Source organism: Achromobacter sp. MFA1 R4 (assembly GCF_900156745.1).
In the GTDB taxonomy this organism is placed as follows: Bacteria; Pseudomonadota; Gammaproteobacteria; order Burkholderiales; family Burkholderiaceae_B; genus Achromobacter.
In genome coordinates this window covers 4,627,301-4,639,593 of record NZ_LT707065.1, presented here as the reverse complement: position 1 = coordinate 4,639,593, position 12,293 = coordinate 4,627,301, and the positions used below count along the sequence as shown (strand labels likewise).

9 protein-coding genes are annotated in these 12,293 nt (G+C 62.1%); 3 read left to right on the top strand and 6 right to left on the bottom strand.

The features are described 5' to 3' along the window. Nucleotides 1-204 precede the first annotated feature (204 nt). Nucleotides 205-2,271 (bottom strand): excinuclease ABC subunit UvrB, encoded by a 2,067-nt coding sequence (gene uvrB, locus BXA00_RS21285; protein WP_076520398.1) that lies wholly within the window; start codon nucleotides 2,269-2,271, stop codon nucleotides 205-207. Between the two features lie 75 nt (nucleotides 2,272-2,346). On the opposite strand from uvrB, the gene BXA00_RS21280 reads away from it, so the two are divergent. Continuing rightward, nucleotides 2,347-3,546 carry an amino acid aminotransferase gene (locus BXA00_RS21280; RefSeq protein WP_076520397.1) on the top strand — a complete coding sequence of 400 codons (1,200 nt, stop codon included), beginning with the start codon at nucleotides 2,347-2,349 and terminating at the stop codon, nucleotides 3,544-3,546. 151 nt (nucleotides 3,547-3,697) lie between these two features. Then, nucleotides 3,698-4,348, top strand: coding sequence for a transcriptional repressor LexA (gene lexA, locus BXA00_RS21275; RefSeq protein WP_076520396.1), 651 nt, complete (start codon nucleotides 3,698-3,700; stop codon nucleotides 4,346-4,348). A 143-nt stretch (nucleotides 4,349-4,491) separates the two neighbouring features. Here the strand turns inward: lexA and lon are convergent, their stop codons facing one another. From lon to BXA00_RS21250, 5 genes are all read right to left on the bottom strand, one after another. Continuing rightward, nucleotides 4,492-6,942 carry an endopeptidase La gene (gene lon / locus BXA00_RS21270; protein ID WP_076520395.1) on the bottom strand — a complete coding sequence of 817 codons (2,451 nt, stop codon included), beginning with the start codon at nucleotides 6,940-6,942 and terminating at the stop codon, nucleotides 4,492-4,494. Between the two features lie 257 nt (nucleotides 6,943-7,199). After that, nucleotides 7,200-8,498, bottom strand: a complete 1,299-nt coding sequence (gene clpX, locus BXA00_RS21265) for an ATP-dependent Clp protease ATP-binding subunit ClpX (RefSeq protein ID WP_076520394.1) — start codon at nucleotides 8,496-8,498, stop codon at nucleotides 7,200-7,202. A 102-nt stretch (nucleotides 8,499-8,600) separates the two neighbouring features. Beyond that, nucleotides 8,601-9,254 carry an ATP-dependent Clp endopeptidase proteolytic subunit ClpP gene (gene clpP / locus BXA00_RS21260; RefSeq protein ID WP_076520393.1) on the bottom strand — a complete coding sequence of 218 codons (654 nt, stop codon included), beginning with the start codon at nucleotides 9,252-9,254 and terminating at the stop codon, nucleotides 8,601-8,603. Nucleotides 9,255-9,258: 4 nt separating this feature from the next. Beyond that, the gene (gene tig, locus BXA00_RS21255; RefSeq protein WP_076520392.1) at nucleotides 9,259-10,569 is read right to left on the bottom strand and encodes a trigger factor; all 1,311 of its coding nucleotides are present in this window, start codon (nucleotides 10,567-10,569) and stop codon (nucleotides 9,259-9,261) included. A 164-nt stretch (nucleotides 10,570-10,733) separates the two neighbouring features. Next, nucleotides 10,734-11,489 carry a M48 family metalloprotease gene (locus BXA00_RS21250; RefSeq protein ID WP_076520391.1) on the bottom strand — a complete coding sequence of 252 codons (756 nt, stop codon included), beginning with the start codon at nucleotides 11,487-11,489 and terminating at the stop codon, nucleotides 10,734-10,736. A 259-nt stretch (nucleotides 11,490-11,748) separates the two neighbouring features. Here BXA00_RS21250 and BXA00_RS21245 point away from each other — a divergent pair, with 259 nt between their 5' ends. Beyond that, nucleotides 11,749-12,291: a TIGR00645 family protein gene (locus tag BXA00_RS21245; protein ID WP_076520390.1), complete on the top strand. Its 543-nt coding sequence runs from the start codon at nucleotides 11,749-11,751 to the stop codon at nucleotides 12,289-12,291. Nucleotides 12,292-12,293 lie beyond the last annotated feature (2 nt).

Genomic DNA, 12,293 nt, shown 5'->3' with positions numbered 1-12,293 from the left:
GCCTGCGCAATTGATTCAAAGCAACCCGACCACCTTACAATCACCTTGAAAATCATTGACTTGCAAGGTGTTGTTCAGGTAATCACTGAAAATATAGGGCGTTAAAAATCCGGAATCGTTACACCCTGATTGCAACGCAGCAGTTTCCACCGCGATTCAGCTAAATGTCAGCGCTTTGACATGAATTGAAACACACCGACGGACCTAGACTGCCCCATCCAGCAACACGCGTTGCTTCAACGCATTAAGCGAATCGCGGGCTGCCGCGGCCTGTTCGAACTCCAGGTTGCGAGCATGATCCATCATCAGCTTTTCCAGGCGTTTGATTTCGCGCGCCAGCGCCTTCTCGTCCTTGAGCAGCTCGGCGGGAACGGCAGCTTCCAGCGTGTCGTGCTGGGCCGGCGCCACGATGCCGTCGATCAATTCGCGCACAGCCTTGTGCACGCCGCGCGCGGTGATTCCGTGGTCCTCATTGAACTGCAGCTGCTTGGTCCGGCGGCGGCTGGTTTCGTCCATGGCGCGCTTCATCGAATCCGTGATGCGATCGGCGTAGAGGATGGCATGGCCATTGAGGTTGCGCGCGGCTCGGCCGATGGTCTGGATCAGGCTGCGCTCCGAACGTAGGAACCCTTCCTTGTCGGCATCCAGGATGGCCACGAGCGACACTTCAGGAATATCGAGCCCTTCGCGCAGCAGGTTGATTCCCACGAGCACGTCGAAGGTGCCCAGGCGCAAGTCCCGCAGAATCTCCACGCGCTCAACGGTATCGATGTCGGAGTGCAGGTAGCGCACCTTCACGCCATGTTCGCTCAGGAAGTCGGTCAGATCCTCGGCCATGCGCTTGGTCAGCGTGGTGACCAGCACACGGTCGCCCTGGGCAACGCGCGTTTTGATCTGGCCCAGCAGGTCATCCACCTGCGTGCGCGCGGGCAGCACCTGCACGATCGGATCGACAAGCCCCGTGGGCCGCACGACCTGCTCCACGACATTGTCGGTGTGCTCCTGCTCGTAGGCGGCCGGCGTCGCCGAAACGAAGACGCACTGGCGCATGCGGGCCTCAAATTCCTCGAGTTTCAGCGGGCGGTTGTCCAGCGCGGACGGCAGGCGAAAACCGTACTGCACGAGGGTTTCCTTGCGAGACCGGTCTCCCCGGTACATGGCGCTGAGCTGGCCGATCGTGACGTGGCTTTCGTCGATGAACATCAGTGCATCGGACGGCAGGTAGTCGATCAGTGTCGGCGGCGGCTCGCCCGGCGCGGCGCCGGACAAGTGGCGCGAGTAGTTTTCGATACCCTTGCAGAAGCCCAGCTCCTGCAGCATTTCCAGGTCGAAGCGGGTGCGCTGCTCCAGCCGCTGCGCCTCCACCAGATGGCCGTCATCGACGAAGCGCTTGACGCGTTCGCGCAATTCTTCCTTGATGGTTTCAATGGCGCGCAGCACGGTGTCGCGGGGCGTCACGTAGTGCGACCCGGGGTAGACCGTAAAGCGCGGCAGCTTCTGGCGTATACGGCCCGTCAACGGGTCAAAGAGCTCCAGGCTTTCGATCTCGTCGTCGAACAGCGTGACCCGCAGGGCGAGCTCGGCGCTTTCCGCCGGGAAGATGTCGATGGTTTCGCCGCGCACGCGGAATACCCCGCGCGTGAACTCGGCGTCGTTGCGCGTGTATTGCATGGCAACCAGCCGCGCCAGGATTTCACGCCGCGCGATCTGGTCGCCGGCGCGCAGGATCAGCACCATCGCGTGATAGTCGCCAGGATTGCCGATACCGTAGATGCAGGACACCGTGCCTACGATGATCGTGTCGCGGCGCTCCAGCAGGCTCTTGGTGGCCGACAAACGCATCTGCTCGATGTGTTCGTTGATCGACGAATCCTTTTCGATGAAAAGGTCGCGCGTCGGCACGTAGGCTTCGGGCTGGTAGTAGTCGTAATACGAAACGAAGTACTCGACCGCGTTCTTCGGGAAGAACTCGCGCATTTCGGCGTAGAGCTGCGCGGCCAGCGTCTTATTCGGGGCCAGGACGAGCGCCGGGCGGCCCAGCCGCGCGATGACGTTGGCCATGGTGTAGGTCTTGCCGGACCCCGTCACACCCAGCAGGGTCTGGAACATCAGGCCGTCTTCGACACCCTGCGTCAGCCCCTCGATGGCCGTGGGCTGGTCTCCCGCGGGCGGATAGGGCTGATAAAGATGAAACGGGCTGTCAGGGAAATCGACGAATCCCGGACCTGCGGCGGGAGCGCCCGCGCTCGGGTCTATTGCGCTCTTAGGCATGCTAGACTGTTCCAGGGTAAACCCCCCATTATCCACAGCACTCCGTACTGCGTCCACCCACCTCATCAGAGTCCCATGAGCACCCTTTTCGATTCCGTCGAACTCGCGCCGCGCGACCCCATTCTTGGTCTGAACGAACAATACAACGCGGACACCCGCCCCGGTAAAGTCAACCTGGGCGTGGGCGTGTATTACGATGATCAGGGTCGCATTCCCCTGTTGGGCGCAGTGCGCAAGGCCGAGGCCGCGCGCATCGAAGCCGCCGCCGCCCGCGGTTATCTTCCGATCGAAGGCATTGCCGGCTACAACAGCGGCGCCCAGGCTCTGCTGCTGGGCAAGGACTCCGCGCTGGCAGCCGCCGGCCGCGTGCTGACCACGCAGGCCCTGGGCGGCACCGGCGCGCTCAAGATCGGCGCCGACTTCCTGCGCCAGCTTCTCCCGGGCTCCAAGGTGCTGATCAGCGACCCGAGCTGGGAAAACCACCGCGCGCTGTTCGAGCGTGCCGGCTTTGAAGTCGGCACCTACGCTTACTACGACGCGACCACCCGCGGCTTGAACTTCGAAGCGATGCTGGCCGACCTGAAGGCGGCGCCCGCCAAGACCATCGTCGTCTTGCACGCGTGCTGCCACAATCCCACCGGCGCGGATCCCACCGCCGACCAGTGGAAGCAGATCGCCGCCGTCGTCAAGGAAAACAACCTGGTCCCGTTCCTGGACATCGCCTACCAAGGGTTTGGCGACGGCCTGACGGAAGACGCCTCGGTCGTGCGCCTCTTTGCAGACATGGACATGACCATGTTCATCAGCTCGTCGTTTTCGAAGTCGTTCTCGCTGTACGGCGAGCGCGTCGGCGCGCTGACGGTCGTGGCGGGCAGCAAGGAAGAAGCCACCCGCGTGCTGAGCCAGCTCAAGCGCGTCATTCGCACCAACTACTCGAACCCGCCCACCCACGGCGGCACGGTGGTCTCGACGGTGCTCAACACGCCCGAGCTGTTTGCCCTCTGGGAAGAAGAACTGGCCGGAATGCGTGACCGCATCCGTCTCATGCGCAAGCAGCTCGTCGACAAGATCAAGGAACACGGCGGCAAGCAGGACTTCAGCTTCGTGCTGAAGCAGCGCGGCATGTTCTCGTACTCGGGCCTGAGCGCCGCGCAGGTCGACCGCCTGCGTGAAGAACACGGCGTCTACGCCATCTCCAGCGGCCGGATCTGCGTGGCTGCGCTGAACAGCGGCAACATCGACAAGGTGGCCGCCGCCATCGCGGCAGTGCTTTAAAACCGCAGGCCGGCGCCACGCCGGCGGCAGCCAGAAACGGGACCCCGCGGGTCCCGTTTTTATTTGCGCCCGGCTCGGCTTGCTTTTTTGCGCTGCGTCCCCCAGAATGGCGCTGTATATATGTACAGTCCGCCCACAACGGATCATCGCCATGGCCAGCAAACTTACTGATCGCCAACAACAAATCCTGGATCTCATCAGGCAGACGGTTTCGCGCACCGGCTTTCCGCCGACCCGCGCCGAAATCGCCCAAGCCCTGGGTTTCCGTTCGCCCAACGCCGCAGAAGACCATCTCAAGGCGCTGGCCCGCAAAGGCGCCATCGAACTGACCGCCGGCGCTTCCCGCGGTATCCGCCTGAAGGATGCGGCGACCTCCCCCGCACAGGCCTCGTTGCCCATCCCTGCCCTGGCGCAGCTCCTCCTGCCCCTGGTTGGCCGTGTCGCAGCGGGCAGCCCCATCCTGGCGGCTGAACACGTCGAACGCGAAGTCGGCGTCGATCCCAACCTTTTCGCCCAGGCGCCGGATTACCTGCTGAAGGTGCGCGGCATGAGCATGCGCGATGCCGGCATCCTGGAAGGCGACCTACTGGCCGTCAAGAAAGCCTCCGAAGCCCGCAATGGCCAGATCGTGGTGGCCCGACTGGGCGACGACGTCACGGTCAAACGCTTGCAGCGCCAGAACGGCCATATCGAACTCCTGCCCGAAAACCCCGATTTCGAGACCATCGTGGTCAAGCCCGACCAGGAATTCGCACTGGAAGGCATTGCCGTAGGCCTCATCCGCACCCAGGCGCTGCACTAGGCGCGTCGGCGCAGCACCCTAAAAAAACAAACCCCGCTCAAACATCGAGCGGGGTTTTCGTATTGGGACGCCAGGGCTGGCCCGGGATATCCTGATCTGGATCGGGCGCCCTCTTTCGAAGGCGCCCGGCGTTCAAGCTGCCATCAGTGCTTCATGACCGGATCGGTCGAGCCCGGATCGGCCGGCTTGGCCACCAAAGACTCCTTGACGGCTTCTTCCTCGGCGAGCGGTTCGGGCAGACGCTCCAGGGCAAGCTCCAGCACCTTGTCGATCCAGCGCACCGGGACGATCTCGAGATGGTTCTTGACGTTGTCCGGGATCTCCGCCAAATCCTTGACGTTTTCTTCCGGGATCAGAACCGTCTTGATACCGCCACGATGGGCCGCCAGCAGCTTTTCCTTCAGGCCGCCGATCGGCAGCACTTCGCCGCGCAACGTGATCTCGCCCGTCATGGCGACGTCGGCGCGCACCGGGATGCGCGACAGCGCCGACACCATGGCGGTGGTGATCGCGATACCCGCGGACGGACCGTCCTTGGGGGTCGCGCCTTCCGGCACGTGCACGTGCATGTCGTGCTTTTCGAACACGCTGTCCGCAAAGCCCAGACGACGGGCCCGCGAGCGCACAACCGTGCGCGCGGCTTCGACCGATTCCTTCATCACATCGCCGAGCGAGCCCGTGCGCTGGATGACGCCCTTGCCGGGCATGTCCGCGACTTCGATCGTCAGCAGGTCGCCGCCGACTTCCGTCCACGCCAAGCCCGTGACCTGGCCGATCTGGTTTTCCTTCTCGGCCATGCCGAACGCGTAGCGACGCACACCCAGATAATCGCTGAGATTGTCTGCCGTGACGTTGACAGCCTTGACCTCTGGCGCCTTGCCTTCGGCCTTGGCGCGATCGCTCTGGGTCAGCAATTGCTTGATGACCTTGCGGCAGATCTTGCCGACCTCGCGCTCGAGCGCACGCACACCGGCTTCGCGGGTGTAGTAGCGCACGATGTCGCGCAGCGCGCTGTCATCGACAGTCAACTCGGTATCCTTCACGCCGTTGTTCTTCATCAGCTTGGGCAGCAGATGGTCGCGGGCGATGTGGATCTTTTCTTCCTCGGTGTAACCCGACAGGCGGATCACTTCCATACGGTCGAGCAGCGCCGGCGGAATGTTCAGCGTGTTGCTGGTCGCCACGAACATGACGTCCGACAGGTCGAAGTCGACTTCGATGTAGTGGTCCTGGAACGTGTGGTTCTGTTCCGGATCCAGCACTTCGAGCAACGCCGACGAGGGATCGCCGCGGAAATCCATGCCCAGCTTGTCGATTTCATCCAACAGGAACAGCGGATTGCGCACGCCGACCTTCGACATGTTCTGCACGATCTTGCCCGGCATGGAACCGATGTACGTACGACGGTGACCGCGGATCTCGGCCTCGTCGCGCACGCCGCCCAGCGCCATGCGGACGAACTTGCGGTTCGTGGCTTTGGCGATCGACTGGCCGAGCGAGGTCTTGCCCACGCCCGGAGGACCGACCAGGCACAGGATCGGCGCCTTCACCTTGTCCACGCGCTGTTGCACGGCAAGGTATTCCAGGATCCGTTCCTTGACCTTTTCCAGGCCATAGTGGTCGTTGTCCAGCACCGTTTCGGCGTTGCTGATCGAATTGTTGATCTTGCTCTTCTTTCTCCAGGGGAGATTGATGAGCGTGTCGATGTAGTTGCGCACCACGGTGGCCTCGGCCGACATGGGCGACATGAGCTTGAGCTTCTTGAGCTCGGCATCGGCCTTCTTGCGCGCCTCTTTGGGCATGTGGGCAGCGATGATCTTCTTTTCGAGCTCTTCGATGTCCGCGCCCTCTTCGCCTTCGCCCAGCTCCTTCTGAATGGCCTTGACCTGCTCATTCAGGTAGTAGTCGCGCTGGCTCTTTTCCATCTGCTTTTTCACGCGGCCGCGAATCCGCTTTTCGACCTGGAGGATGTCGATTTCGGTTTCGAGTTGCGTGAGCAGGCCTTCCAGGCGTTCGGAGGTGCCGACGATCTCGAGCATCTTTTGCTTCTGCTCGAGCTTCAGGGGAAGATGCGCGGCGATCGTGTCGGCCAGGCGACCGGCATCATCGATGCCAGCCAGCGAGGTCAGGATCTCCGGGGGGATCTTCTTGTTGAGTTTTACGTACTGCTCGAATTGCGCAACGATGGCGCGGCGCAGGGCTTCGGTTTCGGAGCCTTGCATGGCGTCCGGTTCGATCGGCGACACCTGGCAGGTGAAGTGCGAATCGGCATCTTCGATGCTGTTGATGCGCGCGCGCTGCGTGCCTTCGACCAGCACCTTCACGGTGCCGTCAGGCAGCTTGAGCATCTGCAGGATGCCGGCGACGCAGCCGATTTCGTAGACGTCTTCAGGCGTGGGGTCATCCTTGCCGGCGGATTTCTGGGCCACCAGCATGATGCTTTTGCCCGCTTCCATCGCAACCTCGAGCGCGCGGATGGAGCGCGGACGGCCGACGAACAGCGGGATGACCATGTGCGGGAACACTACGACATCGCGCAGCGGCAGCAGGGGGAGGTCGATCGGGTCGGAAGGCAGGGTCTGGCTGGCAGACATATGGGGTTCCTCGGTATGACTCGGCGTATGGGGACGGGACACCCGGGAATACCCGAGCAATCTCGTCAATTACGTCTGTTATGGGAACAATAGCCGAAAATTCAAGATCTCGGCCGCCTGGATCACCAAAAGGCCCCAAATAAGGCCCTGGAGCGCTTCCAGTATGCGGCCATGACAGCCGACTGAAAAGCGTGTTTTGGGATGGAGAAGCGCCCTAGGCAAAAAAACCCGTTACGAGAACGGGCTTTTTTGAAATATCAGGCGGCGGCGTCGCGGACTTCTCCGCGCTCCGGCTTCTCTGGCGCGGCGTTTTCATCCGAGTAGATCAGCAGGGGCTTGCCCTCGCCTTCGATGGCGTTCTCGTCGAGCACCACGCGCTTGACGTTGCCTTGGGACGGCAGGTCATACATGGTGTCGAGCAGTGCCTGCTCGATGATGGAGCGCAGCCCGCGCGCGCCCGTCTTGCGGCGAAGCGCCTTGCGGGCGATGGCCTTGAGTGCGGCAGGCCGCACGTCGAGCTCGGCGCCTTCCATGGCAAACAGCTTCTGGAACTGCTTGAGCAAGGCGTTCTTGGGCTCGGTCAGGATCTGGACCAGCGCGGCTTCGTCCAGCTCGTCCAGCGTCGCGACCACCGGCAGGCGACCGACCAGTTCAGGGATGAGGCCGAACTTGATCAGGTCTTCGGGCTCGACTTCGGAGAAGAGCTCGCCCACGCCGCGTTCGGACTTGGCGCGCACCGACGCCGAGAAGCCGATGCCGGACTTTTCCGTGCGGTCGCGAATGACCTTTTCCAGTCCGTCGAAGGCGCCGCCCACGATGAACAGGATGTTGGTGGTATCCACCTGGACGAAGTCCTGGTTGGGATGCTTGCGGCCGCCCTGCGGGGGCACCGAGGCGACCGTGCCTTCGATGAGCTTGAGCAAGGCCTGCTGCACGCCTTCGCCGGACACGTCACGGGTGATGGACGGGTTGTCGGACTTGCGGGAAATCTTGTCGATTTCATCGATGTAGATGATGGCGCGCTGCGCCTTCTCGACTTCATAGTTGCAGTTCTGCAGCAACTTCTGAATGATGTTTTCGACGTCTTCACCCACGTAGCCGGCTTCGGTCAGCGTCGTGGCGTCGGCCATCACGAAAGGCACGTTCAGCATGCGAGCCAGCGTCTGGGCCAGGAGCGTCTTGCCCGAGCCGGTGGGCCCGATCAGCATGATGTTGCTCTTGGAGAGCTCGACTTCGTCGCCCTTGATTTCGCCGTGCCGAATGCGCTTGTAGTGGTTGTAGACGGCCACGGCCAGCATGCGCTTGGGCGAGGTTTGCCCGATGACGTACTGGTCGAGGAAGGTCTTGATTTCGGCCGGAGTGGGCAGCTCGGAACGAATCGCCGCGCGCGCAGTGGCCTGCGCTTCCTCGCGGATGATGTCGTTGCACAAATCTATGCATTCATCGCAGATGAATACCGACGGACCCGCGATCAGCTTGCGGACTTCGTGCTGGCTTTTATTGCAAAACGAGCAATGCAGCACCTTAGCGTCTGCCGATCCCTTTTTTTCAGGCATATTTCTTTCGTATCTCAGGTAAAGATGCGCCAGGTCGGGCAAACGACCTAGCGCATGCGCTTACTCAAACATGATGGCAGCGGGTCAGAATCAACCGGGAAGTCAGCCTTCGGACCGGGAGGCCATGACCTTGTCCACCAGTCCATACGATACCGCATCTTCGGCCGACATGAAGTTGTCACGTTCCGTATCCTGCTCGATGCGCTCCATGCTCTGCCCCGTGTTGGCGGAGAGGATGCGGTTCAGGCGCTCGCGCAGGTCCAGGATTTCGCGGGCCTGGATCTGGATGTCCGACGCTTGCCCCTGGGCGCCGCCGGACGGCTGGTGAATCATGATGCGCGAGTTGGGCAGCGTGAAACGCTTGCCCTTCTTGCCAGCCGCCAGCAGGAACGCGCCCATGCTGGCCGCAAGGCCGGTGCACAGGGTGGACACGTCCGGCTTGACGAACTGCATGGTGTCATAGATGGCCATTCCCGCGTACACCGACCCGCCGGGCGAGTTGATGTACAGGGAAATGTCCTTGTCAGGATTCTCCGATTCCAGGAACAGCAACTGGGCCACGACCAGATTGGCCGTGGCGTCGTTCACCGGCCCCACCAGGAAAATGAGCCGTTCGCGGAGCAGACGCGAATAGATGTCGTAGGCGCGCTCGCCGCGCCCCGACTGCTCGATCACCATGGGAATGTAGCCCAGGCCGGTGGGGGTCACCGAAGACCCGCCATTCATTGCCGCATAGAAATCGGTGAATCTCTGCATAGTGTTACGCCATCCCCATCAACTGATCGAAAGGCACCTTTTCGTCGGTGACCTTGGCCTTTTCCAACACGTGCGCGACGACGTTGTCTTCCAGCACGATAGCCTCGATTTCAGCACGACGCTGGCGGTCTGCCAGGTAATAGCTGACAACCTGGGCGGGTTGTTCGTAGTTCTGGGCGAATTCTTCGATGCGCGCGCGGACCTGTTCCGGCTTGGCCTGGAGCTGGGCTTGCTTGACCAGTTCGGAGACCAGCAGGCCCAGGCGGACGCGGCGCTCGGACTCGGTCGAGAAGGCCTCGGCCGGGATCGGCACGGATTCGGCGTTCGGCACGCCGCGCTGCTTGAGCTCTTCGCGGGCAGCGGCGACACGGCTTTGCACGTCGTTGTCGACCAGGGCCTTCGGCACATCGAACTTGCCGGCTTCGACCAGGGCGTCCATGACGCTGGACTTGGTGCGGCCTTGCGAACGGACCTTCACTTCACGTTCGATGTTGCTGCGGATGTCGGCCTTGAGCTTTTCGACGTCGCCTTCGGCTTGGCCGAGGGACTTGGCGAATTCGCTGTTCAGTTCGGGCAGGACGCCTTCAGCCACTTCCTTGATGGTAATGGTGAATTCGGCGGTCTTGCCGGCGACTTCCACGCCTTGGTAGTCATCGGGGAACTTGAGCTGGAAAACCTTGGTTTCGCCAGCCTTCAGGCCGCGGGCGGCTTCTTCGAATTCCGGCAGCATGCGGCCTTGGCCGAGCACGAACGGGAAGTCTTCGGCCTTGCCGCCTTCGAAGGGCACGCCGTCGATGGTGCCGGCGAAATCCAGCGTGACGCGGTCGCCGTCGGCGCTGGCACGGCCTTCACGGACTTCGAACGTGGCGCGCTGCTTGCGCAGCACGTCCAGGGTCTGCTGCACTTCGGCGTCGGTGACGGCGGTTTCGTAGCGGGTGACGGCCAGGGTGGACAGCTCCGGCACCGCGACTTCGGGGTAGACCTCGAACGTGGCGGTGAACGCCAGCGTGTCGTCGGAGACGCCTTCCGTCTTGGGTTCGAGATTCGGGGCGCCAGCGACGCGCAGCTTGGCGCCGTCGATGGCTTGTTCAAAGGCACGGCCAACTTGGCTATTGATCACGTCGTAGCGGATGCTGGGGCCATGGCTGCGCTCGAGCATGGCGAGCGGCGCCTTGCCCGGGCGAAAGCCCGGAACCTTGGCGGTGCGAGCCACGCGCTTCAATTGCGCCTGGACTTCCTTTTCGACGTCGGCCACCGAGACGGCCAGATCAACACGGCGCTCCAGGCCGGAGAGGGTTTCAACCACAGGCTGCATTAAAAGACCTATTTTCCGAGAGATGAGATTACGGGCGGATAAACGCGGCATTTTACCGGAAACTTCCGGAACCCTGACGCAAAGAGGCGCGAGCCCCGGATTTGCCCGGATGCTCGCGCCCCATTTTTCGCCCAAAAAGCGAGGACGGACGCCTGGCTGCGAGGTTACTTGGCCTTGGCGATGCGGTCTTCGATGTGCTGTGCGCGCTTGGCCGAGGACGGGTGCGAGCTCATCATATCGCTCTTGCCGCCATCCAGCTCGGCGAGCTTCTGGAATGCGGTCACCAGGCCGCGGGTATTGAGCTTCTTGGATTGCAGCAGATCGAACGAATAATCGTCCGCCGCGCTTTCCTGCGACTGCGAGAATTGCGCGTTGATGAACTTTTCGGTCAGGTCGCCGAGCTGCGAGGAGCTGAGCGCCGCGACCGTCGAGCCGCCCGCCGCGCCCGCTGCGTCACGCGCGGCTGAAACCGTGTAGGCGGTCTGCATGGCCTTTTTGGAGTGACCCAGCGCCACGTGGCCGATTTCGTGGCCCACCACGCCCATCACTTCGTCGTCGGACATCATGTCCATCAGGCCGCTGTACACGCGGATGCAGCCGTTGGCCATGGCCCACGCGTTGACGTCCTTGGTCAGGTAGACCTTGTAGCTCGCCTTCTGGCCATTGACCGTCCCGCCCAGCGACTTTGCGATCTTCTGCAGGCGGGCGTCGTACTTGCTGCCCGGCGCCGCAATCTTTTCCTGCGAGTCGCTCTGCGCGCACGCCTTGTCGGACAGGGTCTTGATCTCGGCATCGCTCAGCGTGGCCGCCTGGACCACCTTGGCGCCGGCACCCACGAGCCCTCCGATGTCCAGGGCCTGTGCGGCCGAGTAAGGCGCGAGCGCAACTGCCAGCGCGGCGACGGTGTAGCGAATCTTCATGGGAACAAACTCCTATTGACTTGTTCTATGCAAACGAGGCGGCAATTCTATATACGCCCAAAGCTTTCGAAGTATTCCGGCACAGAGTTTCGCAAATGCGAATTTCGCTTACATAAAAGCCGAGCAATTCCGAGGGAGCCATGCTAGGCAGCTGGTGAGGCTGACGGAGTTCAGCTAAAACAGATGACCGCCTGTCTTGTGGCATTGATAGAATTGCCGCCGCGCTTTTTTTCGCAAACAACATCGGCTCGCACCCAATATGATCCCGAATTCCCCTCCTCGCCTGGGCCTGCTTCCCAGCCTGATCTTCAGTTCGCGCTGGCTGCAGTTACCGCTCTACCTGGGCCTGATCGTCGCGCAGGGCGTCTATGTCCTGCTGTTCCTCAAGGAACTGTGGCACCTCGTGACTCACGCCACCAGCTTTGGCGAAATGGAGATCATGCTGATCGTGCTGGGGCTCATCGACGTCGTCATGATCTCCAACCTGCTGGTCATGGTGATCGTCGGCGGCTACGAGACCTTTGTGTCCCGCCTGCGGCTGCAGAACCATCCCGACCAGCCTGAATGGCTTAGCCACGTGAACGCCAGTGTGCTGAAGGTCAAGCTCGCAATGGCGATCATCGGCATCTCGTCGATCCACCTGCTGCGCACCTTCATCGAAGCGGGCACCATCGGCATGCCGAACGCGCGCTTCACGGAAGCCGGCGTCATGTGGCAGACGATCATCCACGCCATCTTCATCCTGTCCGCCCTCGGCATCGCGCTCGTGGACAAGCTGTCGACCGGCAGCCCCAAGCACTGAGC